General features: G+C 55.0%; 29 protein-coding genes and 1 rRNA gene. 10 read left to right on the plus strand and 20 right to left on the minus strand.

The annotated features are described in order from the left end of the window. Positions 1-52: 52 nt before the first annotated feature. Positions 53-1,075 carry a diphthamide biosynthesis enzyme Dph2 gene (dph2, locus tag E3E42_RS02365; protein WP_167902561.1) on the plus strand — a complete coding sequence of 341 codons (1,023 nt, stop codon included), beginning with the start codon at positions 53-55 and terminating at the stop codon, positions 1,073-1,075. A gap of 4 nt (positions 1,076-1,079) precedes the next feature. Here dph2 and E3E42_RS02370 read toward each other — a convergent pair whose 3' ends face one another. The 4 genes from E3E42_RS02370 to E3E42_RS02385 form a co-directional block, all read right to left on the minus strand. Continuing rightward, the gene (locus E3E42_RS02370; RefSeq protein ID WP_167902453.1) at positions 1,080-1,337 is read right to left on the minus strand and encodes a hypothetical protein; all 258 of its coding nucleotides are present in this window, start codon (positions 1,335-1,337) and stop codon (positions 1,080-1,082) included. Then, the gene (locus E3E42_RS02375; RefSeq protein WP_167902454.1) at positions 1,322-1,636 is read right to left on the minus strand and encodes a NitrOD5 domain-containing protein; all 315 of its coding nucleotides are present in this window, start codon (positions 1,634-1,636) and stop codon (positions 1,322-1,324) included. Before E3E42_RS02375 ends, E3E42_RS02370 begins: the two co-directional genes overlap by 16 nt. Then, positions 1,629-2,978, minus strand: a complete 1,350-nt coding sequence (locus E3E42_RS02380) for an ATPase domain-containing protein (protein WP_167902455.1) — start codon at positions 2,976-2,978, stop codon at positions 1,629-1,631. The genes E3E42_RS02375 and E3E42_RS02380 overlap by 8 nt, the downstream gene beginning before the upstream one ends. A gap of 294 nt (positions 2,979-3,272) precedes the next feature. Beyond that, positions 3,273-5,114, minus strand: a complete 1,842-nt coding sequence (locus E3E42_RS02385) for a hypothetical protein (RefSeq protein ID WP_240913597.1) — start codon at positions 5,112-5,114, stop codon at positions 3,273-3,275. 100 nt (positions 5,115-5,214) lie between these two features. On the opposite strand from E3E42_RS02385, the gene E3E42_RS02390 reads away from it, so the two are divergent. The 3 genes from E3E42_RS02390 to E3E42_RS02400 all read left to right on the plus strand — a co-directional run bounded on the left by E3E42_RS02390 (position 5,215) and on the right by E3E42_RS02400 (position 8,179). Beyond that, positions 5,215-5,826, plus strand: coding sequence for an METTL5 family protein (locus tag E3E42_RS02390; protein ID WP_167902456.1), 612 nt, complete (start codon positions 5,215-5,217; stop codon positions 5,824-5,826). Between the two features lie 61 nt (positions 5,827-5,887). Continuing rightward, a complete protein-coding gene (locus E3E42_RS02395) occupies positions 5,888-6,826 on the plus strand; it encodes a hypothetical protein (protein WP_167902457.1) in 939 nt (312 codons plus the stop codon). Positions 6,827-6,850: 24 nt separating this feature from the next. Next, positions 6,851-8,179 (plus strand): RsmB/NOP family class I SAM-dependent RNA methyltransferase, encoded by a 1,329-nt coding sequence (locus E3E42_RS02400; RefSeq protein WP_167902459.1) that lies wholly within the window; start codon positions 6,851-6,853, stop codon positions 8,177-8,179. Here E3E42_RS02400 and E3E42_RS02405 read toward each other — a convergent pair. From E3E42_RS02405 to E3E42_RS02450, 10 genes are all read right to left on the minus strand, one after another. Then, entirely contained in the window at positions 8,176-9,279 is a 1,104-nt protein-coding gene (locus E3E42_RS02405; protein WP_167902460.1) for a mechanosensitive ion channel family protein, read from the minus strand. The two genes, E3E42_RS02400 and E3E42_RS02405, sit on opposite strands and share 4 nt — an antisense overlap. Next, positions 9,279-9,920: a DUF432 domain-containing protein gene (locus E3E42_RS02410; RefSeq protein ID WP_167902461.1), complete on the minus strand. Its 642-nt coding sequence runs from the start codon at positions 9,918-9,920 to the stop codon at positions 9,279-9,281. Before E3E42_RS02410 ends, E3E42_RS02405 begins: the two co-directional genes overlap by 1 nt. 60 nt (positions 9,921-9,980) lie before the next feature. Next, entirely contained in the window at positions 9,981-11,099 is a 1,119-nt protein-coding gene (locus E3E42_RS02415; protein WP_167902462.1) for a hypothetical protein, read from the minus strand. Between the two features lie 62 nt (positions 11,100-11,161). Then, positions 11,162-12,268 (minus strand): hypothetical protein, encoded by a 1,107-nt coding sequence (locus E3E42_RS02420; protein ID WP_167902463.1) that lies wholly within the window; start codon positions 12,266-12,268, stop codon positions 11,162-11,164. 133 nt (positions 12,269-12,401) lie between these two features. Beyond that, complete coding sequence (locus tag E3E42_RS02425) at positions 12,402-13,064, minus strand: DUF434 domain-containing protein (protein ID WP_167902464.1); 663 nt, start codon at positions 13,062-13,064, stop codon at positions 12,402-12,404. A 21-nt stretch (positions 13,065-13,085) separates the two neighbouring features. After that, the gene (locus E3E42_RS02430; protein ID WP_167902565.1) at positions 13,086-13,856 is read right to left on the minus strand and encodes a metal-dependent phosphohydrolase; all 771 of its coding nucleotides are present in this window, start codon (positions 13,854-13,856) and stop codon (positions 13,086-13,088) included. A gap of 43 nt (positions 13,857-13,899) precedes the next feature. After that, on the minus strand, positions 13,900-14,316 hold the full coding sequence (locus tag E3E42_RS02435; protein ID WP_167902465.1) for a PIN domain-containing protein: 417 nt from the start codon (positions 14,314-14,316) through the stop codon (positions 13,900-13,902). A gap of 35 nt (positions 14,317-14,351) precedes the next feature. Beyond that, complete coding sequence (gene eif2g / locus E3E42_RS02440; protein ID WP_167902466.1) at positions 14,352-15,584, minus strand: translation initiation factor IF-2 subunit gamma; 1,233 nt, start codon at positions 15,582-15,584, stop codon at positions 14,352-14,354. A gap of 107 nt (positions 15,585-15,691) precedes the next feature. Continuing rightward, positions 15,692-16,069: a 30S ribosomal protein S6e gene (locus E3E42_RS02445; protein WP_058939414.1), complete on the minus strand. Its 378-nt coding sequence runs from the start codon at positions 16,067-16,069 to the stop codon at positions 15,692-15,694. Positions 16,070-16,176: 107 nt separating this feature from the next. Continuing rightward, positions 16,177-16,491 (minus strand): hypothetical protein, encoded by a 315-nt coding sequence (locus E3E42_RS02450; RefSeq protein ID WP_167902467.1) that lies wholly within the window; start codon positions 16,489-16,491, stop codon positions 16,177-16,179. Between the two features lie 275 nt (positions 16,492-16,766). On the opposite strand from E3E42_RS02450, the gene E3E42_RS02455 reads away from it, so the two are divergent. Continuing rightward, the gene (locus tag E3E42_RS02455; RefSeq protein ID WP_058939416.1) at positions 16,767-16,937 is read left to right on the plus strand and encodes a preprotein translocase subunit Sec61beta; all 171 of its coding nucleotides are present in this window, start codon (positions 16,767-16,769) and stop codon (positions 16,935-16,937) included. On the opposite strand, the gene E3E42_RS02460 is transcribed toward E3E42_RS02455, so the two are convergent. Continuing rightward, positions 16,934-17,590, minus strand: a complete 657-nt coding sequence (locus tag E3E42_RS02460) for a hypothetical protein (RefSeq protein ID WP_167902468.1) — start codon at positions 17,588-17,590, stop codon at positions 16,934-16,936. The two genes, E3E42_RS02455 and E3E42_RS02460, sit on opposite strands and share 4 nt — an antisense overlap. Positions 17,591-17,682: 92 nt before the next feature. On the opposite strand from E3E42_RS02460, the gene engB reads away from it, so the two are divergent. Continuing rightward, positions 17,683-18,312: a GTP-binding protein EngB gene (gene engB, locus E3E42_RS02465; protein ID WP_167902566.1), complete on the plus strand. Its 630-nt coding sequence runs from the start codon at positions 17,683-17,685 to the stop codon at positions 18,310-18,312. On the opposite strand, the gene E3E42_RS02470 is transcribed toward engB, so the two are convergent. Next, positions 18,259-18,723 carry an Lrp/AsnC family transcriptional regulator gene (locus E3E42_RS02470; protein WP_148882672.1) on the minus strand — a complete coding sequence of 155 codons (465 nt, stop codon included), beginning with the start codon at positions 18,721-18,723 and terminating at the stop codon, positions 18,259-18,261. The genes engB and E3E42_RS02470 overlap by 54 nt on opposite strands. Before the next feature lie 255 nt (positions 18,724-18,978). On the opposite strand from E3E42_RS02470, the gene E3E42_RS02475 reads away from it, so the two are divergent. The 3 genes from E3E42_RS02475 to E3E42_RS02485 are packed head-to-tail and all read left to right on the plus strand — an operon-like array spanning position 18,979 to position 21,334. Then, on the plus strand, positions 18,979-20,046 hold the full coding sequence (locus tag E3E42_RS02475) for a Clp1/GlmU family protein (protein WP_167902469.1): 1,068 nt from the start codon (positions 18,979-18,981) through the stop codon (positions 20,044-20,046). A 44-nt stretch (positions 20,047-20,090) separates the two neighbouring features. After that, positions 20,091-20,921 (plus strand): geranylgeranylglycerol-phosphate geranylgeranyltransferase, encoded by an 831-nt coding sequence (locus tag E3E42_RS02480; RefSeq protein WP_167902567.1) that lies wholly within the window; start codon positions 20,091-20,093, stop codon positions 20,919-20,921. A gap of 32 nt (positions 20,922-20,953) precedes the next feature. Next, positions 20,954-21,334, plus strand: a complete 381-nt coding sequence (locus E3E42_RS02485; protein WP_167902470.1) for a ribonucleoside-triphosphate reductase — start codon at positions 20,954-20,956, stop codon at positions 21,332-21,334. A gap of 49 nt (positions 21,335-21,383) precedes the next feature. Here the strand turns inward: E3E42_RS02485 and E3E42_RS02490 are convergent, their stop codons facing one another. The 4 genes from E3E42_RS02490 to scpB all read right to left on the minus strand — a co-directional run bounded on the left by E3E42_RS02490 (position 21,384) and on the right by scpB (position 24,424). Further along, entirely contained in the window at positions 21,384-22,193 is an 810-nt protein-coding gene (locus E3E42_RS02490; RefSeq protein WP_167902471.1) for an OB-fold nucleic acid binding domain-containing protein, read from the minus strand. Continuing rightward, a complete protein-coding gene (locus E3E42_RS02495; RefSeq protein WP_167902568.1) occupies positions 22,190-22,567 on the minus strand; it encodes a replication protein RepA in 378 nt (125 codons plus the stop codon). The genes E3E42_RS02490 and E3E42_RS02495 overlap by 4 nt, the downstream gene beginning before the upstream one ends. A 1-nt stretch (position 22,568) precedes the next feature. Further along, positions 22,569-23,642, minus strand: a complete 1,074-nt coding sequence (locus E3E42_RS02500) for an OB-fold nucleic acid binding domain-containing protein (RefSeq protein ID WP_167902570.1) — start codon at positions 23,640-23,642, stop codon at positions 22,569-22,571. Positions 23,643-23,776: 134 nt separating this feature from the next. Then, complete coding sequence (scpB, locus tag E3E42_RS02505) at positions 23,777-24,424, minus strand: SMC-Scp complex subunit ScpB (RefSeq protein WP_167902572.1); 648 nt, start codon at positions 24,422-24,424, stop codon at positions 23,777-23,779. A 230-nt stretch (positions 24,425-24,654) separates the two neighbouring features. On the opposite strand from scpB, the gene rrf reads away from it, so the two are divergent. Next, positions 24,655-24,739, plus strand: a 5S ribosomal RNA gene (gene rrf, locus E3E42_RS02510); the annotation flags it as partial.

Genomic DNA, 24,739 nt, shown 5'->3' on the forward strand with positions numbered 1-24,739 from the left:
TGATGCCGATGGGCATTTAAAGGTTTCTCTGCTATGGACTCCGGTGGACTCAATGCATGAAGTTTCGAGTGGCGAGATACTGAAAATCCTACGAGAGCTCGGCGCGGAGAGAGTGCTCATTCAGACTCCTGAGGGGCTAAAGGGGGAAGCTCAAGCTCTCGCGGATTTCCTTGAGGAGAACGGAGTCGAGGCGATAATAAGCGGGGATATAAACTACGGTGCCTGCGACCCGGCCGATAGGGAAGCAAAGCTACTCGGCTGTGACGCGCTGATACACCTTGGCCACAGCTACATGCGCCTCCACTTGGAAGTTCCAACGATATTCGTTCCGGCCTTTGCGGCCGTTGATGTGGTCCCTTCACTCGAGAGGAACCTGGGTGAGATAAGGCGGCTTGGGAGAAGGATAGCCCTCGTCACAACCGCCCAGCACATCCACCAGCTTGACCGGGCGAGGAAGTTTCTGGAGAAAAACGGCTTTGATGTCCTTGTGGGTCATGGGGACTCCCGCGTCAGCTGGCCGGGCCAGGTTCTCGGTTGCAACTTTGCCGCGGCGAAGGTGGATGCCGGGGGGGTTCTATTCATAGGTGCCGGTTACTTCCACCCCATCGGCGTTGCTCTGGCAACCCGGAAGCCAACCCTCGCGGTCAACCCCTACTCCGGCGATGCCATCTGGATGGATAACGAGGCTGAGAGACTCATCAGGAGGCGCTGGGCACAGATAGCAAAGGCCATGGATGCGGAGCGCTTTGGCGTGATAACGAGCACCAAGAAAGGCCAGCTTCGCCTGGCGGAGGCGAAGCGCGTGGTTAGGCTCCTCCGCGAGCACGGGAAATACGCGAGGCTCATAGCCATGAACCACATCAGTTATCCCGCCCTCGAGGGCTTCGACTTCGATGCGTACGTCATCGTCGCCTGCCCGCGCGTTCCAGTAGACGACTACGAGAACTGGAGGAAGCCGGTGCTGACGCCGCCGGAGGTCGAGATACTCCTGGGCCTGCGCGAGGATTACGAATTCGACGAAATACTTGGGGCTGAAAGGAAAGCCGATGAACCGTTTGGATTGAGCGTGAAGTGATCCGTCATATCTCCCTGAGGCTTCTGAGAACGGTTAGTGCGTCTTCTTTGGTTCTTACCCTCACCTCAATGCCATTCTCGTCCGCTAGATCTTGAATCAGCTTTTTGGTTGGGAATTCGCCAAGAAAAACGGTCAGTGTACTGTAGATCTTTTCTGGTTTGCTCTCTTCTTCCAGCTCTTTCATGGCATATTCAACTCCCTCAATCATGGCACTTAGAAAGCTGTGTTTTCTCCGAAGGATTTTGATTATTTCCTCGGCCATGTTTGTTCACCGAGGTACCCCTCCAGGGCTTTTATCATATCTTCAATATCCGTTGATTCGACTGGGAGGTTGAGTTCCTTCACGAGGTCGTACATGAAAACCCTGGCTGCAAACTCCCCAAACAGCTCTTTGAGGGCATTGTAAAATGTGCGGGGGTTATCTTCGATTATTTCAATTCCCCGGCCGTATTTTGAATGTAGGTAAGCTGTTATCGTGGCCTCAAAAGGCTTTCCGAGTTTCTGCAGGATTTCCTTGGTCGTGGCGCTGACCAAAGCTGGCCCAACACGTAGCTTAGCCAATAGCTATCCCTCCGCGGGTTATTCTGAATTCCATGAGCACAGGCTTGTGGTCAGAGTGCCGGGATTTTAGAACGAATATATGGCGTTTCATGGACTCGCCAATCTTACGGGGCAGTTCGTATCCAAGAATTATTATGCTGTCCATTAGTGTGCTGAAGTCCGTTGAGGCCAGCCCCTGAGAGTTCTTGGGAACATGTGTTAGGATGAGGGTTATGTTGTTCTCTTTGGCCAGCAACTGCAGGTATCTAAGGGCCTTTATGAAGTCTCTCTCATCCATATGGCTTTTCATGGCTGAAAGAGAGTCTATAACAAGGATTTCTGAAGATGTTTCCTCCAGGAGTTTCTTTATAAGGGCGTAGTACTGCACGGGAGTTTTTGCCTCCGGGACAAGGGAGATTATACTGAAGTCATCGTCCAAACCGAGCTTGCGCATGGTTTCAAGTATTGCCCCGGGGGATTCCTCAAAGGTTATGTAGAGGACCTTTCGTCCCTGCCTGGACATGTTTGATGCAATCGTGAGGGCGAGTATAGTCTTACCGCTCCCGGTGGGTCCCGCTATCATGTTGATACTCCCTTGGTAAAGTCCCCCGCCCAGAAGGTCATCAAGGGCTGGAATTTCAGTTTTGAGCCGTTCGCTGGTGTTTATGGTTTTTCCGGTGAACTTTAGTTCTGGGACGGCAATGACATCAATTCCCTCCCTGATTATCACGTATTCGTAGGCGCTTTTGGTTATTTTCCTTCCGCGCATTTTTGGTATCGTAAGGTATCGTTTTATCACCTCTCCCTTCCGTTCCATCTCCAGGATTATCACACCGTCCACCACAAACTCTTCGACCCCAAAGCCGACCTTTTTCTCCCCGTATGGTATTTCATCTATCAGTATTGCCAAGGTGTTGAGCGCATTTACTATTCGTCCTATAATGGAATGGAGAAACGATCTTAGCATAACCTGCCCAAAAATCTGTCCCATAACCGTTACAGAATCAAAAACAACAATATCTGGCCGCCACTCTAGGAGATCCTTAATGAGAAAGTCAATGAATTCCTTCATTTCATCCTTTGGCATTGTTAGCATATCGTAGAATCTAAAGAGCCCCTGTTTTTCCATTTTTTCAAAATTGGCCCCGCTCTCCATGGCGTTCTGATAGAACTGCCTCTTGGTTTCTGCGAAGGATATATACGCTCCCTTAAGTCCCTTCTTCATGTTGTTATGGAGGACGTGTATGGCTAGATGAGTCTTTCCGGTTCCGGGATTTCCTGCTATTAATATGCTGGTACCCCGAGAGAATCCTCCGGATAGGGCTTTATCAAGACCCGGAATGCCTGTTGATATGAGCTCCATGTTCCCCCTCTTCTATTTGTGGATGCAAAAATATAAATACATTTCGTTAGAATTCCCGGGGACGAACTCACTGGAAGAATCTCCTGCCAATCTCTTCTCGTGGAGGGCGTTGATTTGCAGATTTGTGCCACTCTAATGGCCGGTTTGGATCCGTCGGGGTGTCTTCGGCAGGTGTCTCGCTGTGCGGGCACATGAGGAATACGTCGAGAAGCTACCCTTGAAGTTCGATGCATCCATAAAGCTGACCTCCGCCCCGCCCCAAAGGGCGAGGCTTTCAAGAGAAAGATGTAATGACTACCCATGGACGAGTCCCTTCCCCTTATCCGCCATGGCCTCGAGAATTCTAATCGCAAGCTTCTGATCCTCGTAGGGCGCCGATTTCTTAATCCTCTTAAGCTCCCCAACAAAGGGCCTGAAGAGCGCTACCCTGTCCGAAGGGGAAGATCTAACAAGCGCCTCAAGAACGAGCAACGCATCAAAGCGCGTCTCATCCCTGTCGAGGTACTCCGCGAGAACCGGGAGAACCGCCATTGCACTTTTATCGTCCCACTTTCTGTCGAAATAGTAGCCAAAGAACTCAAGGGCGGGGATGGCCTTTGACATATCCCTGGAGAGATAAAACTCCAGAAATTGCTCCACTATCTCGCCACCGTAGGGGGCCCGTGACGCCAGCACAGCGAGGGTTTTTACAGCCCTCATGCGCATCCACCTGTTCCTGGACAGCGCCAAGTTTATCAGCGGTCTCACGCCGGTTTTGAGCACGGACATCCATCTGGAATCGAGCCCCTCCGCGAGCTTGGAAAGGGCCCACAGGGCGTCCATCTTCTCAAATTTATCACCCTCCTCCAGCATACGGACGAGCTCGAAAACCAACTCGGGATTTACTCTGGACAGTTCAAGGAGCATCTCTTCGTCACCTGACGCAAGGGCGCGACTGAACTCTTCCCTCCGTCTCTTCGGAGATTTACCCTGCCCGGATGCACCGGTATGGAGCGAGGATGACGCGGCCTTTCTGCCCTTTCCCCTGAACCTGGAGAGGGTGGGGGGTTGGAGATACCTCTGGGCCTTCTTCTCGGGGGCTACCTCAGGATATTTCGGCCCCGGGAGAACCCTTTCGTTGATTTCCAGTGTCTCCTTTCCCATCTCCTCCAGAACCCCCGCAAGCCACTTCAGGATGTACGTGTCTCCGACGGCAAGGGCTAAATCCACCGCCTCGTAGAAGCGCTCGTGCACCAGAAGCTCGTGAAGTTTTTCCATAGCTTTTTTAGGATTTCTTGCGTAGTACTTCTTTATGGCCGCCCCAAGTTTTTCGGCCACAAGCTTCGCTTTCTCCCTTAGCTCAGGACTCTTTCCAAGGGCGAGATTTTTAACTATCGTAAGCGTTTTTACAACATCGTCAATAAATTCCTCCCTCAGCGGAAAGTTCGAGACCTCCAGAAGAATGTCCAGGGCGAAATCTGCCAGTGCAACATCCCTTTCAGACAGCATGTCCTGAACTTCAAAAAACACCGTCTTTAAGAGGGGCGTAGCCCCGGTGTATACACTGGTGTTCAGGAGAAGCCGAAGGCCCATTGCCTTTAAGCGCAGATTTTTTGAGCTTAGAAGCCTTGAAAGCACATCCATTAGGCGGGGAGTGTACGAAACAGCCTTCATGTTCACAATGACGGGGGGTATCTCGAGCAGAACAGCCTCGTTTCTGCGGCTTTTAGCGAGATTCTTAAGAGCATTGGCAAGTCTAATGAACGTGTCTGGATAGAGGGGGACTCCATGTACGAGCTTGGCCAGGACCTTCAGCGAGTGGATGGAGACTTCATCGTTGCCGCGTTCCATCACCAGGAGTATCTCATCCAAGAACCTCCGGATTAGAACCAGCTTTCTGACGTCGGGCATGGAGTCCAGCAGTTCTTCAAGCACCATAAGGGCCCGGAGTTTGATTTCGTTGTCTCCAGTCCGAAGGAGTTCAAACAGTGCCGTGAGTGCGGAGTCATCAGACAGCGTCATTTCAACTGCCTTTTTGATGTTCCATGATGCTAGGCATTCCTCCAGTGTTCCTGTGATAGTATTATCTTCCCGCGACATTACGTGTGTTATTTGAATCTTCAGCTTATACGTTTTTTGACTTTTCTCTCTCCTCAAGCCTCGCTCTTTGGGGCGGGGCGGAGGTCAGTGGATTCCTTTTTGCACACCGTAAAATTATAAAGTACCGCTTGATACTGGCAGACCGACGGTGAGTTCGATGAGGAAGAAGCACCTTGCGATGACACTCTCGCGACTGGGGGGCTTCAGAAACCCCAAACCTGAGCTTGAGCAGTACAGGACCCCGGGGAATGTTGCAGCGGAGCTGCTCTGGCTGGCACACTCCATGGGTGACCTCGAGGGCAGGGTTGTCGCGGATCTGGGTGCTGGGACGGGGGTTCTCTCGGTCGGCGCATGTCTGCTCGGGGCCGGAAAAGTCTACGCCGTTGAGGTTGATGGTGATGCCGTTGAGGTCCTCCATGAAAACTTGGGCAGCCTGGGACTGGCGGACTGCGTTGATGTTGTTCACACGGATGTCTCGGATTTTTCGGAGAGGGTTGACACCGTTGTGATGAACCCCCCCTTCGGGAGCCAGAATCCCCATGCGGACAGGCCGTTTTTGATGAAGGCCTTTGAAGTGAGCGATGTTGTTTACTCCATCCACCTTGCCAAGCCTGAGGTAAGACGCTTCATCGAAGCCTTTGTGAGAGACTTCGGTTTTTCGATAACGCATAGAGTAACCCTTCCCTTTGAGATTCCAGCCCAATTTTTCTTCCACCGGAAGCGGCTGGAGAGAATTTCCGTTGACGTATACAGACTTCAGCGTTCGTGAAGCGAAAACAATATATTGGATGAAGTTCAATATCTCGTGGGTATAATGAGGGGTGGAGTCCATGGATCAAATTAAAGAACTCGTTCTCTCCTGGCAGATGAAAGAGGTCTCCCGTCTCGTGAAGAGTGATGAGAATGTACTCGATGTGGTGATTGACCTGCTGGGGGAGGAGGACGATGTACTACGGCTCAGGGCACTGTCCGTGCTGGATGATCTGTTGGGGGACTCCTCGGGCTCTTTCCATAGAAAGGTTCTCGTCAGGGGCTTTGATCAGTTGACTGATCTGTTGCTGGCCAGGGATGACAGAATCGTCATGAGAACGCTCATAGTGCTCAGGAAACTCATAGAGAACACCTCCCTTACGGAGTCACAGCTCACGCGTCTCCTCAATGCGGTGTACGATCTGGCACCGCGCGGAAAGACAACGTGGATAGGAATCCTTGATCTCATATCATCGCTCTCTCCGGGGTACTACTCATCCATCGATGGGCATGTGGCCAGGTTTTTAAGCTCGGATGACATCTGGGTATCCTCGATAGGACTGAAGCTCGCCGCTTCCACTGGATACGCCCTGGATGGAAACCTGAAGCACGTCGGCAGGGTTTTCTCGGAGATACTTGACCTCAACGATGTCCTCCTCCTGGAAGTTGCTTTTGATTCGATGGTTCAGATGCTTACAACCCCTTCCCAGGAAATCATCGAGGTCCTCCTCAGATCGTCTTACTTCAGACTTTCCGTTCTGGCCACTTCCCACGAGGACATACTCGTGCGCTCAAGGGTCAGGGAGATACTTAAGCTTATGAGGAGCGCCATCATGAACTACTACGGCAAAAGACCGGACGATGCAATTGAACTTGCCAGACGGCTGAGGGAGGAGGGGTTCACCGAGGAGGCCATCCTCCTTGAGCAGATACTGCCGGCGTACTACTGGAACGCATCCACGGTTTCATTACTTGAGGAAAGGACAGGCAGACTGCCCCGGTTCCTCAGGGAACTTTAAATAGGCCTCATCGTAGTGTGAACCATGCCGAAACTCAAGCTTAGCGACAGACAGCTGTATGCACTCATAGAGGCGGTTAAGCTCGGGGAGGAAATCAAGCCCAGCCAGAGCGCCAAGAGAAAGGCCTTCGCAAAGTACAGGATCGATGGCTGGGAGAACTCGAAGCTGACGGGCATATTCTACTCCATCCAGCGCAGGCTCGGTCTGATAGACGAGATAATTGAGGAACTCGTCGGCGTTTCGCCCCTTATCCTCGATCCCTGGCTGAGGGCAACCATGAGGGTGGCCGTTGAGGTGGCCGTTTTTAGGGACCCCAGCGAAAAGACGCGGCAGCATCTGAAGGGCCTCGCCCAGTTTCTGTCGAAGAGAACCCATCCCTACGCTGGCTATTACTACTACGACATCCTGCCGAGGATCCTCGAGTACATGCCCGTCATCGACGGTGAGGAGAAGCGTCTGAAGTGGGACTACCTGTTTCCTGAATGGTTCATACGGCGCATGAAGGGGCTCCTCGGCGACGAGGCGGAAGGACTCCTTAAGGCACTCAACGAGACCCTGCCGACGAGCATCCGCGTCAACCTCCTGAAGGCGAGCGTTGGGGACGTTGAGGGTTACCTCGGGAGAAAGAACGTTAGGTTCGAGAGAAGCAAGAGGGTGGCTACAGTCATCCGTATCCTCGATCCATTCAACCCGGAATGGCTCTTCAACAAGGGCTGGGCGATTGCCCAGGAGGAGGCGGCAGCGGTTGCCTCCCTCGTCCTGGCCCCGGAGCCTGGAGAAACGGTTGTTGACTTGGCAGCTGCTCCGGGTGGAAAAACGGCCCACATGGCGGAACTGATGAAAAACGAGGGCAAAATCTACGCCTTCGATGTGGATGGGGCCAGGATAAAACGCATGCGCGAGGTTCTCAGGCGTACGGACGTTGAGATTGCCGAGACCATCCGGGCAGACGGCAGAAAGGCCCCGGATATGCTGGGGGAGGGAATCGCCGACAGGGTGATGCTCGATGCGCCCTGCACCAGCGACGGGACGATAGCGAAGAACCCCGAACTCCGGTGGCGCCTCCGCGAGAAGAACATTCCGAAGGTCGTGGGGCTCCAGAAGGAGCTCATCGAGAGCGCGTGGAGGCTACTCAAACCCGGCGGCAGGCTGCTCTACTCCACCTGCTCCATGCTACCCGAGGAGAACGAGGGTGTGGTCGAGTGGTTCCTGGATCGGCACGATGAGGCCGAGCTGGTGCCCCTGAATGGTCCCTATGATGAGGGCTTTTTGCCCGGGACCATGCGGGCGTGGCCCCACAGGCATGGCACTATCGGGTTCTTCTACGCGCTGATGGAAAAGAAGGGGGATTAAGCTCCCTCCCCACTTTCCCCGGATTTCTCAGGGGGCTCCTCGATTCTGATCTTCAGCTCGTTGGCGAACCAGTTCACCCTCTGCGGGAACGGTATCTCTATTCCCGCCTCGTCGAGGGCCCTTTTGACGTCGTGGATTATCCGCGTCCTGACGTCGAACCATCTCTCGCTGGGCGCCCAGGCCTTTATGGCTATGTTCACCGAGCTTTCACCGAGGTTGGTGATGTATACGAGCGGTTCTGGCTCAACGAGAACGAGGGGGATGTCGTCGAGAACCTTTTTTATTATCTCAACGGCCCTCTCCGCATCGGCGGCGTACGCAATACCGATGTTCACGTCCACGCGCCTGACCGGATAGCGCATGAAGTTCACTATGTTGCTGTTGAAGAGCTTCTCGTTCGGTATCCTTATGAGCGTACCGTCCCACGCGCGTATCCTGGTGGAGAGTATCTTTATGTCCTCCACGACGCCCTCCAGCTCGCCTATCTTGACATGGTCCCCCATCAGCAGAGGCTTATCGAAGTACATGAACACGCCTGAGATGAAGTTCGAAACGACAGTTTGGGCCGAAAAACCAAGGACGATACCCGTTATTCCGGCCGCGGCCAGCAGGGCGCTCAGCTCGGTGCTCACTCCCGCGAAGCTCAGGGCCATGAAGAAGGCTATGGTTATGAAGACGTAGTAGAAGACCTTCGCTTTGACTATCGTCTCGGGCCTGGCCTTCTTCCCCGAGCTCATTATCATGTAGTCCTTGGACTTCTTTGCTATCAGGTACGAGAAGTAAAAGAAGCCCATCGCGAAGGCTATGTTGCCCACGGTGGTTGGTCCCAGCCCGTAGCTCATTATGCCGAGCAGGTACAGGGCCCATATGATGCCCCCGAGCACGAACATCCTGAAGACTATATCTGCGGTGTCCTCGTTGATTATCCATGTCAGGCTCGTTTCCTTTGATTTTCTGATGATTATCTTCCTGGCTACCCTTCCGAGGACTATCATGCCGAACACTATCAGGGCCGCTTCCACAATGGTCAGCAGGCTGAGGTCTATCTGAATCGGTGCCGGCGAAGCCGATGGGGCAGTTGTGGTGTTGTTGGCCGCCATCACGACCACCTCATCCTGAAGTTGGGGAGCGGTTCCGCCTCATGGGTGGGCTTCAGCGTCCCGTCCGGTGGGTTCCCTGTGTTGTTGACCTCATAGATATCCTTCGTCAGCAGGATTATGAGGGGATAGTACGCTCTATCCTCCTCGTAGAACATCACGCTGTTCCTTATCGGGAACACTATCCTCTCCACCAGCTTCCAGCTTTCTGTGGGGTTGTGGATGACGAGCTTCACTATCCCCGGGGAATCGGGGGGCTTTTCGTGGAAGTCGCTCTCGTGGTACCTAGCTATGACACCCACCGTCTTCTCGCCGTAGAGGGTGTATTTTTCCCTTCCCACTGTAAAACGGTCTATCTCGAGGTCGCCGCTCCTCACCGAGATATCAATCGGGGCGGAGAGGTATCCCACCAGCCGTTCCTTGGGGGGGACGGCGATCCTCTCGGAGAGCCTTATGCACAGAAACTTCACACCGTATCCCTCGGCAGGGGCAGGTAGGATGAGAAACTTTCCCCTTCCCCTTTTTATCAGAATCCTTACCCCATCCCGACGGTAGAGGATCTTGTCCCCGGAGTCCTCAACCAGATGAATTTTTTTGTCCATGATTTTGATGAACTGGGTTTTGAGCTCGTGCTCACCGAACATGGTAGAAAGATATCCCTTGAAAGATTTAAAGTTTGCCTGAAAATTGAAAGGATCGGGGGCTCAGATCTTCTCGAATCCGATGTCCTCTATCTTGACGTGGGTGAAGACGTTGGCCCCGCCCTGCTCGATGAAGACTCCCTTGGCCTCTATCGGCACCGGAAGGTTGGCGGCGAGAACCGCCTCGCCCTGGCCGGTAATGCCTCCGAAGGTGTACGTCCATGAAACCTTCGATACCTTGAAGTCTTTACCCCCAATGGTCATCGTCCCGTCCGGCTTCACCTCGTAGTTGTACTGGTATCCCATTACTCCCCAGCTGCCTGTGGTTTCCTGGTAGATGTTCTCATCCTCGAGGGCGGTCCAGAAGCCGAAGTTGTAGAACCCGTACCAGCTCATGTATATGGACTCTATGTCGGCGATGTTCGAGAGCATGTTTATGTTCCCTTCCTGGTAGGGGGCCACACTCATCTCGCCTATCGCCGCAGGGTTGTAGAACTCAAAAACCTGGTCCCCGTACTTCATCCATACCCCGACTGTGTTGCCCGAGCCGGCGTACAGTGAGGCGTAGAGGGTCAGGAAGTCCAGTGACGGGAACAGGAAGAAGGTGTCCGTGTCGGAAGTTCTTTCGGTTACCCAGAGGCGGTACTCAAAGGTGCCGTTCATATCCTCGGCGTTTATCGGGGTGATCTTTCCGTAGTACTCGTAAACCTCGAACTCCCCCAGGTCTGCCTTCTCCTGCTCCCCGGTCTCCATGTCTATCTTGTTGCCGTAAACGTGTATCTTCGTCGATTTCCTGCTCTTCTCGATCTCGTACTCGTAAATCGGGCCGCCTTCCTCGGTCCGTATCCTGAGCTTGTACTTTATGGAGGTTATGAGATACTGCTCACCGTCTATCTGGATCGCGTTGTATGCGTCCCACGGGTTCGCCCATGATGCGTACTCCGATGTGCCAGTTTCCGTTTCAGTTGTGGTTTCCGGGGTGGTTCCGCCCGGGCTCTCCGTAGTGCTGTATCCTCCTCCGCCCGTGGTTCCGCCGGTTCCCGCGCTGGTGGTGTGGCTTCCCGCGTCGGTGGGGGACTCGGATGTTGTGGGGCTCTCCTCCCCGCCTCCGAGGCATCCGCTAACGCTGACAAAAACCAAAAATACTAGAAAAACTGCAAGAACAGTTCTAAATCTCTTCATATCTGTTCAACTCCTTTCTTTCTTATATTAAATAAAAGCTTGGACTATTTAAATTTTGGGTGTTAATTTTTGGCATAGAGCCAAAAACCTTCCGTCTCCCCCGAGACCAGCATCACCTTCCCGTCGTCGCTCAGCTTTACGTAGCCGAGCGAATCGCCCGGGACGCTGACGCTGAAGACCTCATGGAGGTCGTCCAGTGAGTAGCAGTGGATTACACCGTCCTTTGAAGTAACGGCGAAGTGGTCGTTGGCGAAGTAGGGAAAGCCTGGGAGAGTTGCAACCTCCGTCAGGTTCCACGTGAGGACGTGGGTGTCGCCGAAGGGCTCGTGCCAGAGCAGGTAGCTCTCGGTGGGAAGGAGAGTCCACCTTAGGAGCACCGTCTGCCCGAAGTCGTAGCCTTTGGCCCTGGCCAGCAGCGTTCCATTCAGGGAGAACACCTTTAGCGTTCCGTTTTCACTCACGAGGAGCCGCTCACGGTAGGCTATCACCCTGTCCGTGTTGAATGAGAGCATTCGCTTTCCATCCCTGAAGACGATGGCCTTTCCGCCCTTCGAGATGACTGCAATCCCTGAGTCCGAGACCGACAGAAGGGAGTAGTCGTTCGGGCTGAGCACCGTTTTCCTCCCATCACAGTTCAGCTCCTGCTCAGTGGGGGAGAGCGTCACGAGATAGCAGATGTGTCCACCGTTCGGCGAGCGGAGCATGAAATCGGCGAGTGCGCCCACCCTCTCCGGTCCGTTGCCGGAGAAGCCGTCCCAGGAAAATGACCTAAGACCTGCGAAACTATCGTATGAAGCCAGAATCCAGCCCCCCTCTTTCACAACTGCAACGCCGGCCACGATGGGTTTAAACCAGTCCTCGGTTCTGAGGTCCAGGGTTTTGTTGCTCCCATCCGGCCTGACGAGGTACAGGAGCCCCCTGTTCCAGTCCACTGCTGCGGCCAGACTTCCGTCGGGTGCCAGGTCCATGAAGGGTATTCCCGTGGTGTTGGCGCTCCAGACCATTCTCATTTCCCACGTTGAGGGTTCCTGAGTCGTGGTGGTTTCGGGCCGGGTTACCGACGGCTGGCTTGACGTCGTGGACGGTGATGCCCCTCCACCGAGACAGCCGCTGGCGATGAGGGTTCCAACGATGAGAAGGGCAAGCGCTGCCGCCCCTGAGTTCTTCATCCGTATTCCCTCCGTTCCCCGCCAAGAAAGAAAAGCGGGTAGTGTGAAATATACAGTTACCTTGCGCGGGAACGTATTAAAAATTTTCCAAGGCTTCAAACGTCTTTGCAGCTGTAAAACGGCCATCTAAATGTTAATATCGCTCTGAGCACGTTTTTTCCAGGAGTTCAAAAAGATCGCTCGCCTTCCATCCCGCCAGACCCCCCACGTACGCGGCCAGGTCGAAGACGTGGGGAACCTTTGAGATTATCCCGATGTCGGCAGTTGAGACGGTTTCAAACCTCTTGAGCTCGAAATCTGGGCTTCTTACGAGTTTCACCTCAACCTCAGGCCATTTGCGACCGAATGCTTCCTCCGTCAGCTTTTTTACTTCCCCGCTCCTTGGAACCGCCGAGCCGTAGAAGAACACCGCCTTTTCAACGCCCAGCTCTCCGAGGGCGCGGGCAAGGTCGCCGAGGAGCCGGCCGGTGCCTTCGTTGAGCCTGTACCTTCCCTGGTACTTCAAATCCCTCACGAGCCCGTCCTCGCAGAGTATGGCCCGTCCTTCGAGAAGCGATTCGAGGGTTATCAGGACGTTGAAGCCGTCTATCCCGAGAACCCTGCCCTTCATTTCCTCAGGCGATAGGAGCTTTTTCCTTACCTCCCCCACCCACCCGTCGGAGAACACGCACCTTGCCAGGAGGTAGCGCTCGCCCCTGGTCAGCCGGTAATGATTGGCCACGAAGTCAAGGGCATACCTTTTCCGGTACCCCCTGTTGAGTAGGTACTTCAGGTCACGGTATGCCTCGGCCAGCATGGATAAAGAAACGGTGGAAGGTTAAATAACCTTCTCCATGACCTCCGTGCCGGTGTGTATCCTGAGCCTGACCTTTCCGGCCAGCAGGGAGCTTTTGACCTTCTTCGTCAGTATCTCGTCCACCTGGAATATTCCCGCCGGGTGTTTCATCCATATCTCGATGAGTATCGGCTGCTCCTCGTCCCCCTCCCTTATCTCCACCCTCTCAATGGCCAGGGCGGAAACCGCGTGTATGTCGACCTTGTCCTTCTTGTGGACGAGCCTGCTCCTTCCGGCCTCCATGTCGCAGCCGTCCGCTATCGTGACGAGGGAACCCTCGATTGTGGTGCACGGGACGGCCTCGTCGTGGGTGTATATGGCGTTAAGGGTGAGCGCCTTCAGCAGGAGTGGGTCGTTGCTTTCGAACTCCCTCACTAGGGCGTCTATTATCGGCTCGGCGAGGAAGACGCTGAACTCGTAGTGGTTTATCCTGTGTATCATGTTGCCAACGTCGTGGAACAGCGCTCCAAAGGCCACTATGAACCTGCTCCAGCGGAAGGGCTTTCCGAGCTTTTCAGCCGTCGTCTGGATTCCGAACTTCCTGATGATGTTCAGAAGCTCCAGCGCGCGCCTGGTCGTGAGAAGGACGTGAATCGGCCCGTGGTCGTTGAAGCCGTAGACGTTGAGGACGATGTAGTTGGTCGTCTCGAAGTAGTAGTGGTACTCCCTGAATGCCCTCTCGTAGAGCCCGTAGAGCTCCTCATCGCCGAGGAGTTCTCTAATCTCGCCCAGCAGTTCTTCCTCCGTGTACATCTTTTCCACCCAAGGGCGTGGAGAAGAGGGTGTTTTAAGGTTTTCACTCCAGCATGCCCTCGAGCTCGAGTATCTTCTTCGAGCGGAGGTAAACTACCGGAACGCCGTTCTCGCGCAGACGCTTCTTCAGCCCCCTGTCGTTGGTGCAGACCACAACGCGCTCGTTCTTTACGGCGAAGTCGAAAATCTGGTCGTCTATAGGCCTCTCACCAAAGCGGCCCATCTCGACGACCTCGAACCTCTCCGCGAGCTTTTTGGCCATCCTGATGGCCATCAGGTCCTTTCCACGGGACTTCCTCTCTATAACCTCCAGCTCCTGGAGGACGACGTTCGGAACGGCTATTCTGAACCTCACGTCGAGAACCCTGTTCAGCTCGCCGATTATGTCGACGCCGAACTGCCCCGGAACCAGGAGAAAGTTCGTGTCCGGAATCACCAGCCATTCCCGCCTCTCTGGCATCTGCCTCACCGAAAGTTAATGGAAAAGAAGAGGGCTCACTCCCTTATGAAGCCGTAGCCTATGAGGCGCCACCTTGAGCCGACCTGCCTGCTGATGGCGACCCTGTCGCCGACCTCGGCGCAGATGGGTATCTGGAGCTTGAGCTCGACCTCGTCCTTCCCCAGGCCGGTGACCAGACCCATGGTTCTCGCGGTTCCGACGTTGAGGAGGAGAACCTCGCGCCTCTTTATGGGCTCGACCTTGAGCTCCTCCTCGGTTCCCACGACCCTCTCGAGGAGGTGAACCTCAAGCCTGAGGTCGTCCCACACCGGCGGCAGCTGGCCGGGCTTTCCGACGACGTTTCCTGCCATCAGATCGCCCTTGGTGAGGTACGGGTCGAGCTTGGTTCCAACGCCGACCAAACCGCCCGGATAGGCCTCTTCGACGAACCTTCCTCCCGCCTGGAGGGAGACTATCTCGGTGGTTATCGGCTCGTACTTTATCCTGCCGTGGTCCTCGTAGGGAACGCCGGGGCGAATCTCTATCTCGTCACCGACCTTGAGCTTGCCCTGGATTATCGAGCCGCCGATGACACCGCCGACGAGCTTCTCGGGCTTCGTTCCCGGCTTGTTGACGTCGAAGCTCCTGAGGACCAGCATCTTGGGCGGCTTCTTGAGGTCGTGCTCCGGTGTTGGTATGAACTCCTCTATCGCCGCGAGGAGAACGTCAACGTTCGCGCCATGAAGGGCAGAAATCGGGATTATCGGGGCGTTCTCGGCAACCGTACCCTTGACGAACTCCTTTATCTCGTGATACCTCTCGATGACCTTCTCCCTGTCAACCAGCTCGATCTTGTTGAGCGCTATCACTATGTTCTGGTTCCCGACTATCTGAAGGGCCATGAGGTGCTCCCTGGTCTGGGGCATTATTCCCTCGTTGGCGGCTATGACGAGGACGGCGCCGTCCATGAGGGATGCTCCCGCGAGCATGGTGGTCATCAGAGCCTCGTGGCCCGGGGCGTCTATGAAGGAAACGCGCCTCTCAAACTCGGTCTCGTGGCCGCAGTACGGGCACACCGGGGAGCTGGAGTACCTGCCGCAGCTCGGGCACTTCCTCATCTCAGCGTCGGCGAAGCCTATCTTGATTGTGATGCCCCTTCTCATTTCTTCGCTGTGGGTGTCGGTCCAGATACCGGTCAGGGCCCTGGTGAGGGTCGTTTTACCGTGATCAACGTGACCAACCATTCCGATGTTAACTTCAGCCTGTCTAAACTCCTTCTTCTTTGCCATCTTCTCTCACCCCTAAATTTAGAGCGTTAGCCGGTTTATTAAGGTTACCTCGATGGGGAGAACTTGGGTGGGACAGAAAAGCGATAAGTTTGGGGAAAGGAGGAAGCTCAGAAGACGAGCTTCATGTTGATCTGGACGATCTCGGGGCTGATGGTGTTGCCCCTGACGGTCTTTTTCCTCCTCTCACCCCTCTCCTTGGGCCTGAAGCCGGGGCCCCTGGAGACGAGGATCTTGACCCTCCTCGGGCCGTGGACGTCGGGCCTCATGGCGAAGCCGTCCTTGTCGGTTCCGCCGGTTATCCTGAGCTTGACATCGCCCGGAATCTCCTCGCCGAATATCTCGGTGAGGTTGAGTCCGAGCTCGCTCGCCGGTATCTCCTCCCCAATCCTCTTCCCTATGAGTCTCTCGGCCTCTTCGCCGCTTATCTCGACCTGCCTGGCTATGCCGTTCTTCGGGTTGGATATAACGAGCTTAAAGGTCGCCATTTCCTCCCACCTCCTGTGTCATTAGCGGGATTCATTGGGTAAACCCCTTATCCAGTGAGCGGTGTGGCTTGGCCTTTAAAAAGTTTCCTCTAAAATAAAATGGATGATCAGCCACCGCTGAGGTGGTATAACATCTCCCAGAGCCTGATGGTGTACTCAACCGTTGGAGGGTAGCTCTGGACTATTTCGGTGATCTCCATGTTCTTATGGAAGGTTGGGGCGTTTATTGTTTTCATGTATTCTTCGAGGGCTTCTCTGTTCTGGGCCCGCCATATCGTGTAGCTCCCGCCGTTGAAGTTGTACGATGCTATGAACTCGATATCGCCCGTGAGGGGCAACCGCCTAAAGAAATCGGCCGCTTCCTTAGTTGCTTTGATGCTCTCTTCCCTTGAATAGTGGTGGGTGACGAGGTACATCGGCATACGGACACCTCCCATGTATCAATCAAATTTCATACGTTCTTGCCAGATGGAGCACCGCTGGGTGAGAATGGTCGCTTGCTTCCGGGCGCTCCGGTTGGGATTCACCCAGACAGAACCTGCTGTTTGGATGCTCGTCCTTATATTATATAAACATTGTCATCAAAAATCTTGATGTTTGTACATTATGCTTCGGCACGGGGCGGGGCTCTGGAGGGTGTCAATCACAACTTTTTTATATATTGGAGAACTCTACCTCCTTTAAGAGGTGAGAGAAAATGGCAAAGGAGAAGACCACACTTCCCCCGACCGGTGCCGGTCTCATGAGGTTCTTCGACGAGGACACCAGGGCGATAAAGATAAGCCCGAGGGGCGTCATTGCGGTGACGCTCATACTCGTGGCCCTGGAGATACTCCTGCACGCCTTTGGCCCGCAGCTCTTCAGCTAAATGAAGCTCGTCTTCTTTAATCCCCTTGCGTTAAGCTCTTCGTTGATTATTCCCCTAACAACTTCCTCCAGCTGGGTCTGCAGAAGCCTGTCAACGTCCTCTTTTATTTTGTCTATGTCGTGCCTGAGGCCCTCCAGGAGCCGTATGTATTCCTTGGCCATCTCGAGCTGGCCCTCCTGCCTTACCAGCTGCTCCTTGAGGTGCTCGAAGTCCTCCTTCATGATCTGCAGCTTCCTGAGTTCGCGCTGGAGCTCATCCAGCTGCTTGGTCTGGCCGTAGTTCTCCTCCTTGAGCTTTTCAATGGCTTTTTCCTTGGTTTCGAGCTCCCTCACCAGGGCGTTGTACTCCTCGGCTATCTGGTTGAGCCTCTCGATCTCCCGAAGGGGTGGGACTTTACCGTTTCCGAGGATTATGACGTCAGGACCAACGTTGACTATATCGCTCGGTCTTATCTTGAGCTTCCTCTCGCTGGAGAACATACTCTGACCCTTACCTAGGTTCTCGACTTCCTTCATCTTGAGGATGAAGTAGAACTGATCGCCTTCAACCTCGACGTTTATGTCCGTCACAAAGCCCAGTATTTTCCCGTCGATCAGAGATATGACAAATTTGTTGATGAGCTGGTTGGCTTTAGCTTCACTACCCTCTACCATAAAACACCACCGGTGGGACTTATTCCTTCGCCTACTTAACTTTTCCGCCAAGCCTTATAAAGCAAAAAGCCCCATCGCTTATGGTGAGACGGATGATAATATTCGTGGGGCGTTCTAACGTTGGCAAGAGCACGCTCATCTTCCGCCTGACCGGCAAGTGGGTCAAGAGGGGCAAGAGGCCAGGGGTTACCAGAAAGCCCGTGGAGATAAACTGGCGCGGGAAGCTGGTAGTGGACATGCCCGGCTTCGGCTTCATGAGCGGCGTTCCAAAGGCGAAGCAGGAGAGGATCAAGGACGAGATAGTTCACTTCATCGAGGACAACGCTGAGGAGATAGAGCTGGCGGTTCTGGTGGTTGACGGCAAAGCCGCCCCGGAGATAATAGAGCGCTGGGAGAAACGGGGGGAGATACCGATAGACGTGGAGTTCTACTCCTTCCTCAGGGAACTGGGGATTCCGGTGATAGTCGCGGTCAACAAGATGGACAAGATAAGGAACCTCCAGAGGACCATAAACTTCCTGGCGGAGAAGTTCGGCGTTCCCTACAGCGAGGTACCCGAGACCTTCATACCGATATCCGCCAAGTTCGGAAAGAACCTTCTTGGGCTGAGGAAGCTCATGGAGAAGAAGCTTGGGGAGGGCAGGAAGCGGCCCTCCGTGGAAACGGAGTCAGAGAACCTCGAGAACGATGTGGGTGATGGTCTCCTTGACGCCGTCGAGTGAGGATATCTCCTCGAGTATCTCGTCGAGGCGGGTCTTGTCTGCCTCAACGATGAGGTCTATGTCACCGGTGACGCGGTATATCTTCTTTATTTTGAGCCTCTTTATCGCCTCGTAAACCTGCCTCCTCTTCGTGGGCTCTATTCTCACGAACACAAACACATCGCCCTTCTTCTCGCCGAGAAGGTCAAGGGCCCTGTCGGTTAGGTCTATAAAACCTCTTCCGGTTCTTATGTAGCCCAGCTCCTTGAGAACCTTGAGGTGGTTGCTGAGAGCCTGCCTGGTTATCCCGAGCTCGTCCGCAAGCTCATCCTGGGTCTTCTCAACGGTGTGAACCTCTATGGTCTTGCCCTCCTCGTGGAACTTCCTGAGCAGTTTGATCTGCCTCGGGGTAAGGGTTGCCTTTTCCTCCATTTTTAAACCTCCTTTTGCATGATTCCTATTTACACGTTTATTAAACCAACGATTTTCCGGGCCAATGTCAAATTTTTGTTGGCCTATATTCTGTGGCATATAGCACGTCTTATAAGTCTTTTCATTGTATATGTTCTGCCTTTCCTTCTCGGGCTTCGTATCCCGGCCGAAGGATATAGGCTCCCTTCGGGATGCCGGGTTGTTCCCGGATGTGCCCGCAGTTATCTTTTTAATTTCTCTTTCCAATGTGCCCCCATGAACAAGGCGGGATACACCACGGATGTCCCGGAGGACCGTTTCGTCCTTCTCGATGAACTGTCCTCCAGAGACCGGCCCCTTCGGGTTATGCTCGTTGGGGGAACCGACAGCGGCAAGACGACGCTCCTCACGTTCCTGGCCAACGGCCTCATTGAGAGGGGCCTTAGGGTCGCGATTGTGGACAGCGACGTTGGTCAGAAGGGAATCCTACCGCCCGCAACGGTCAGCCTTGCCTTTGTGGACGGGCCGTTCTCCAGTCCAAGCGAACTCAGGGGACACGCCCACTACTTCATAGGAACAACCACCCCTGGCCAGTACGTCGGTGAGATGGCGGTGGGGGTTAAGAGGCTCACGGACATCGCAGCCGAAAGGGCGGACGTCGTCCTGATAGACACCACCGGCTTCGTCACGGGGCCGGGAGTTGAGCTGAAGCGCCTCAAAGCCGAACTCGTTAGGCCGGATCTCATCGTTCTGCTTGAGCGGGCAGGGGAGATGGAATACCTGCGTAAGGTCCTCGTCCTGTACGGTGATGTCGTCACGCTCCCGGTCAGCCCCGCCGCGAGGGAACACTCGCGCCGGGAACGCAGGGAAGTCCGGCGGGAAAAGTGGAGGGCATACTTTTCGAACTCCAGGACTGTTGAGGTGGATCTGACGAGGGTGATTCCTGGGGGTACGGAGCTCTTCCGCGGCAGGCCCCTGACAGAGGAGGAGCGCGAACTGCTCTCCACGCTCTTCAAGTGGCTCGTGGTGGCTGGATGGAAGGGGGAGCACTACACCGTCGTCAAGGTCGATGCTGAGGGCTTTTCGAGGCAGTACGTCCGCCCGGCCCTCCACACCGTTGATTTTGAGAAGCTGAGCAACCTCCTCGTGGGTTTCATAGACGGGGAGGGGTTCTGCAGGGGTGTTGGCATACTGAAGTGGATAAACTTCGGCGGAATGAAGGCTCAGGTCCTCACCCCCCTCCCGGATGAAGAGATTGAGAATGCGGCAGAACTGCGCTTTGGCCGTATACAGGTGCTTGAAAATGGCGAGGAACTTGGTCTCCTCCGGCGGGAGGAGCTGTAGCAAAGATTTTTAAGTCAATAACCTAATCGAATTAGGTGAGCCTAATGGAATTCAAGGCCTTCATCGAGATAACCCGGCCCCACAACTGCGCCCTGGCCGGAGTGGTGGGTGTCCTCGGGTCGATCGTGGCGGTGGGCCACCTCCCCGACGCCCTAACGACGGCTCTCGTCTTCCTGGTGGTCACCCTGGGGTGCGCTGGAGGCAACACCGTAAACGACTACTTTGACTACGAGATAGATAAAATAAACCGTCCTGATAGACCGCTCCCCAGGGGCGCCATGGGCAGGAGAACGGCCATCTACTACTCCCTGCTGCTCTTCGCGGTGGGGCTGGTATTCGCTTACATGATAAACGTCTACGCCTTCCTGCTGGCCCTTGTGGCGTACGCCGCCATGCTCCTCTACGCCTGGAAGCTCAAGCCCCTGCCCTTCGTCGGCAACCTTGTCGTTGCGGCCCTGACCGGTGCGACGCCGCTTTACGGGGCAATAGCGGTCGAACACCTGGGTCTTGCAGGTTACCTGGCCGTGTGTGCCTTCCTGGTCAACGTGGCGCGCGAGGTTATAAAGGACATAGAGGACGTTGAGGGCGACCTTGCTAAGGGTGCCAGAACCCTGCCCATAGTGTGGGGGAAGAGGAACGCGGCCTATCTCGGTGCGGCCTTTGCGGTGCTGACGGTGGTGGCGTCTTTCCTCCCGATAACGGCGGGAGTCGGTCTCGGCTACTACGCGATGGTGCCGGTTGACCTTATAATCCTCTACGCGGCATACCTCATACTCCGCTCCCAGGAGAGGGAAGCGGCCCACAGCTCCCAGAAGCTGCTGAAGGTGAGCATATTCCTCGCCGTGATGGCTTTCCTGGTTGCGGCGCTGGTCTGAACCATGAGAAACGGGAACTGGAGGTGAAGTTCATGGAGTTTAAGGATGAACTTGCGCGTGCGCTTGATGGGGACGGGCTCTGGACCGTCGTTACTTTCAAAACACCCTATGGGCCTGGTATGACCCTTGAAAAACTCGCTGAGGCCGCGGAAAACGCCGGCTGGAGCGTTACGTTCAGGGCCAACTGGTGGACCGCCGACATACCCTACGGTCTCGCCAGGCTGGACCTCAGAAAGGGGGGCAGGGAGAAGATACTCCTCGGCAAGTGGATTCTCGGAAGCGGCTGCGAGCTGATACGGCTGGAGAACATGCCCCTCGAGAAGGGCCGTGACGAGTTCTTCCGGATGGTGGACAGTATAACCTCGACGCTCATCCACGACCCGGTCATAAGGACGATGAGGGAGCAGTACTGAGCTCCCTTACCTCTCCTCTTTCCAGGGCCCCTAGTTAAAAAGAGAATGGTCAGAGGGGTTCGTAGTAGCCTATTTCCGGCTCGTATATCTCCCCATCCGCGAGGAGCTGGGTGATTGCGTCCTCGATGAGCTCCTCATCGAAGTCGGAGGAGAGCTTCTTAACGATGAACTTGTGGGAGAGTGCCTTGCCTTTCTCCTGGAGCAGATTGAGGACTGCTTTCTTAGCTTTCTCGAGCTCAGGGTTCTCCTCTTTGGCCTCTTCGGCTTCGATGATTTCCTCCTCTTCAAACAGAGCTTCCTCCGTGCTCCTCTGCTCAAGCATCATGGTGTAGAGCTCGTCTATGGTAAGGAGCATCTCCTCGCTGACGCCCTTGTTCTTGGCTATGACCTTTGCCTTCGCGGTGATGCCGTACTTGTCGTATATCTCAAAGGCGATCCTGGCCTTCTTTGCGTGCTCAACCTTCTCTTTGAGGGTCTCGAAGCGGTGGAGTATCCACATGTTGGGCTCGACCCTGGTTATTCCTTCAACGAGTATCTGCTTGTCCTCGCGCCACTCCCCGACCTTTCCGATTATCTGCACGAGGTCGCCCTTCTTCACGAGCCTCACAAAGCGCGTGTCGTCGCGGAAGCCCAGAACCCATATCGTTCCGGTCCCGTCGTCGATCTGGAGCTTGCCGTAGGTCTCGTCTTCGCTTATCACCGGCTCGCGGACAACCGTGGCGACGACCTTGACGCGGTACACCTTTCTGGCGTCCTTGGTTATCAGGTAGTTCGGCTCGAAGTCGCCCTCACTCCTGACATAGTAGCCGTCGATGATGTCCCTGATGTAAACCCTGCTCGCTGGCAGGCGCTTCTTCATATCTCCTCACCCCCGAAGAACTCCACGATGCCCTCTACCCTGGGCAGAACCTTCCTTTCGAGCTCTCTTATCTCCTCCAGGGCGTCCAGGTCGGCGCCGCTGAAGTCCTGCACGACCTCGCCGTAGATGTGGATTTCCTCTTCGTTCCTTATCACGCGCCCTATGACCCTGACCACCTGGCCCTCCGAGGGGAGGACGTTCTCCTCGCTTTCTATGAGTATTACGCCGGTTCCGTCGTCGAGCCAGAAGGTGTAGTCCATCTTATCGACCTTAAATGCCTTGCCGATGAGTGAAATCCTCGTATCGTCGTCGCGTATCTCGCTTATCCGCCTCTCGACGGCGGGCTTTCTGCGCCTGAACCTGACTTCCTCCATTTCACTCACCACCCTCGAGCTCCGTTATGGCCTTCTTCAGCTCGGCCCTCACCCTGGCTATCTCGCGCCTCGGATCGACTTCGTCCCAGCCGAAGGCCTTCAGTATGAGTCCCAGGAACTTGTCGTCCACGACGTTGCCCCTGACGACTATCTCCCTGCCCAGCAGGTAGTAATACTCGTCCTCCGCGAGCTTTCTTCCGGCTTCCCTGAGGGTCAAACCGCTCTCAACAAGCTCCCTGAGCTTCTCGGCTATCTCTTCAGGGTCCCTGCCGATCAGCTCCGCGGCATCGTCTCCGAATAGGGTTGTCCTTATGTAGCCAGTCGAGTCGTCGAGGCCGAAGTCCACTATGGTTATCTTCGTGGGCTTCACCTCGCCGTGCTCCGGGCATATCCAGGACTCCGTGGTTGGGTCGTGGTCCACCTTCCTCCTGCACTGCGGGCAGGCGTCGTAGACCGTCACGCGGTAGAGCCTCGCCACTGTTCCACGAACCTCGACGAACCTCTCCCCTCCCAGGAGTTCGCCTATTCCTCTTCTCTGGTAGTTGTAGCTCCTGACCTCCTCGAGCGGGGGTATCTCCTCAGCCCTTGGATCCTCCGGGTTCGGGATTATCCTCGTCCGGAAGTTGGCGTGGAGCTCTATACCGTTCCTGCCCTCCCTCACGCTGGGGTCGATGATTTTGATGACATCTCCTGGGTTGAGCTCGTTGTAGTACTTGGCGACGAGGCTGTCCCAGAGAACGAGCCGCGTCTTGCCTGTTGAGTCGTAGATTATGAGGTTGGCCACGTGGCCGGTTGAACCGTCTCTCTTCTTGTACTCCCTCGGCGGGTACTTCCTCATTATCCTCGCAACGACGTTAACGCCGGTCATTCCCGGAACCAGGTCGGCTATGTGGAGGAGCTCCTCCCTCCCCTCAAGGTTGACCCCGAGCTCCTCGGCCAGCATAACGGCCGCGGCGTGCTCAGAGATGCCCTCACGGACTGCTATCTGGGCTATCTTTTCCTCGATTTCATCCCTCGAAAGGCCCTTCTGCCCCTCGATCATCTCGATAATCTGCTCTTTGGTCAGTACTCCCATAACACTCACCTTGATGGTAATTGTGGGTTCGGGTATTTAAACCTTTCTCCAAACCCCTCCTGAAGGGATTTTTCAAGAAACAGGCCCCGTTTTTCTCCCGTGGGCAGAAATAGGGGGACTTGGGGGCCAAGGAATCACTCCCCGGCCTCAGGAATCTTTTCGACACTGCCGGATTCTCCGACCTCGGCGGCTTCACCGGGGTTTTCTCCGGATTCTTCGGACTCTTCATTGCCCCTTCCGTCGAGCTTCGCTATGAGGTCGCTGTACTCGGCGTGAACCACCTTCCTGAAGGCTTCCTTGATTATGTTGGGGTCGTTCTCAGGGAACCCGTAGAGCTCGGCGAACTTTGGCGTCGTTCCGAGGAGCTTCGTCCGCTCGTACGGCTCGGCATAGATGAGACCCATCTCGAGGAGCTTCCTTATGTGCTCGTACGCCTGGCTCCCGCGGAGCTTTACCACCTTGCTCTGCTCTATAGGCTGGAGGTAGGCTATGAGCGCGAGGGTTTTCAGCTCGCCCGTCCTGAGGTCCGGCCTGGGCATTAGATGGACGACACGCTGGCTGTACTCCTGCTTCACCTGCATGACGTACTTGTCCCCCAGAACCCTGACGACCTCTATGGCGCTCTTCCTCTCGGCGTACTCCGCGGCTATAAGTTCGATGAGCTTTTCTATGTAGTCGAGTGACCTTATACCGAGCGCCCTTGAGAGCTCCTTGACGCTCAGGGGCCTTCCAGAAACGAAGAGGGCCGCTTCCACGAGTGCCTTGTCTTCGAGCAGTCCCATTATTATCACCCCTGTTCCGTCATCTTGGGTGTGGAGGTATATAGGGTTTACCTTCTTGGCTTTCCTTTAACGATGATGTTGTTGGGTCTGCCCCCTTTGCGTGGGTCGTTCTGGAAAATTCGCGGGGCCCTCAGTGAACATCACAGGAGCGTGATGCTGAAAAACATCCTGCGGTGACCCAGTGACAGGACCGTAAAATTTATAAACCCAAGCCGGGAGGTCAATAGCGGTACGGCGGTCATAGCGGCGGGGTCACACCCGGTCTCGTTTCGACCCCGGAAGTTAAGCCCGCCAGCGATCCCGGGTGTACTGCCC

Source organism: Thermococcus sp. JdF3 (genome assembly GCF_012027495.1).
Classification (GTDB): domain Archaea; phylum Methanobacteriota_B; class Thermococci; order Thermococcales; family Thermococcaceae; genus Thermococcus.

Excerpts from the sequence above, each read along its gene's own strand:
- dph2 (WP_167902561.1), top strand. The coding sequence starts at position 53 with ATGCATGAAGTTTCGAGTGGCGAGATACTGAAAATCCTACGAGAGCTC.
- E3E42_RS02370 (WP_167902453.1), bottom strand. The coding sequence starts at position 1,337 with ATGGCCGAGGAAATAATCAAAATCCTTCGGAGAAAACACAGCTTTCTA.
- E3E42_RS02380 (WP_167902455.1), bottom strand. The coding sequence starts at position 2,978 with ATGGAGCTCATATCAACAGGCATTCCGGGTCTTGATAAAGCCCTATCC.
- E3E42_RS02390 (WP_167902456.1), top strand. The coding sequence starts at position 5,215 with ATGAGGAAGAAGCACCTTGCGATGACACTCTCGCGACTGGGGGGCTTC.
- E3E42_RS02395 (WP_167902457.1), top strand. The coding sequence starts at position 5,888 with ATGGATCAAATTAAAGAACTCGTTCTCTCCTGGCAGATGAAAGAGGTC.
- E3E42_RS02400 (WP_167902459.1), top strand. The coding sequence starts at position 6,851 with ATGCCGAAACTCAAGCTTAGCGACAGACAGCTGTATGCACTCATAGAG.
- E3E42_RS02405 (WP_167902460.1), bottom strand. The coding sequence starts at position 9,279 with ATGGCGGCCAACAACACCACAACTGCCCCATCGGCTTCGCCGGCACCG.
- E3E42_RS02410 (WP_167902461.1), bottom strand. The coding sequence starts at position 9,920 with ATGTTCGGTGAGCACGAGCTCAAAACCCAGTTCATCAAAATCATGGAC.
- E3E42_RS02415 (WP_167902462.1), bottom strand. The coding sequence starts at position 11,099 with ATGAAGAGATTTAGAACTGTTCTTGCAGTTTTTCTAGTATTTTTGGTT.
- E3E42_RS02420 (WP_167902463.1), bottom strand. The coding sequence starts at position 12,268 with ATGAAGAACTCAGGGGCGGCAGCGCTTGCCCTTCTCATCGTTGGAACC.
- E3E42_RS02425 (WP_167902464.1), bottom strand. The coding sequence starts at position 13,064 with ATGCTGGCCGAGGCATACCGTGACCTGAAGTACCTACTCAACAGGGGG.
- E3E42_RS02430 (WP_167902565.1), bottom strand. The coding sequence starts at position 13,856 with ATGTACACGGAGGAAGAACTGCTGGGCGAGATTAGAGAACTCCTCGGC.
- E3E42_RS02435 (WP_167902465.1), bottom strand. The coding sequence starts at position 14,316 with ATGCCAGAGAGGCGGGAATGGCTGGTGATTCCGGACACGAACTTTCTC.
- eif2g (WP_167902466.1), bottom strand. The coding sequence starts at position 15,584 with ATGGCAAAGAAGAAGGAGTTTAGACAGGCTGAAGTTAACATCGGAATG.
- E3E42_RS02445 (WP_058939414.1), bottom strand. The coding sequence starts at position 16,069 with ATGGCGACCTTTAAGCTCGTTATATCCAACCCGAAGAACGGCATAGCC.
- E3E42_RS02450 (WP_167902467.1), bottom strand. The coding sequence starts at position 16,491 with ATGCCGATGTACCTCGTCACCCACCACTATTCAAGGGAAGAGAGCATC.
- E3E42_RS02455 (WP_058939416.1), top strand. The coding sequence starts at position 16,767 with ATGGCAAAGGAGAAGACCACACTTCCCCCGACCGGTGCCGGTCTCATG.
- E3E42_RS02460 (WP_167902468.1), bottom strand. The coding sequence starts at position 17,590 with ATGGTAGAGGGTAGTGAAGCTAAAGCCAACCAGCTCATCAACAAATTT.
- engB (WP_167902566.1), top strand. The coding sequence starts at position 17,683 with ATGATAATATTCGTGGGGCGTTCTAACGTTGGCAAGAGCACGCTCATC.
- E3E42_RS02470 (WP_148882672.1), bottom strand. The coding sequence starts at position 18,723 with ATGGAGGAAAAGGCAACCCTTACCCCGAGGCAGATCAAACTGCTCAGG.
- E3E42_RS02475 (WP_167902469.1), top strand. The coding sequence starts at position 18,979 with ATGAACAAGGCGGGATACACCACGGATGTCCCGGAGGACCGTTTCGTC.
- E3E42_RS02480 (WP_167902567.1), top strand. The coding sequence starts at position 20,091 with ATGGAATTCAAGGCCTTCATCGAGATAACCCGGCCCCACAACTGCGCC.
- E3E42_RS02485 (WP_167902470.1), top strand. The coding sequence starts at position 20,954 with ATGGAGTTTAAGGATGAACTTGCGCGTGCGCTTGATGGGGACGGGCTC.
- E3E42_RS02490 (WP_167902471.1), bottom strand. The coding sequence starts at position 22,193 with ATGAAGAAGCGCCTGCCAGCGAGCAGGGTTTACATCAGGGACATCATC.
- E3E42_RS02495 (WP_167902568.1), bottom strand. The coding sequence starts at position 22,567 with ATGGAGGAAGTCAGGTTCAGGCGCAGAAAGCCCGCCGTCGAGAGGCGG.
- E3E42_RS02500 (WP_167902570.1), bottom strand. The coding sequence starts at position 23,642 with ATGGGAGTACTGACCAAAGAGCAGATTATCGAGATGATCGAGGGGCAG.
- scpB (WP_167902572.1), bottom strand. The coding sequence starts at position 24,424 with ATGGGACTGCTCGAAGACAAGGCACTCGTGGAAGCGGCCCTCTTCGTT.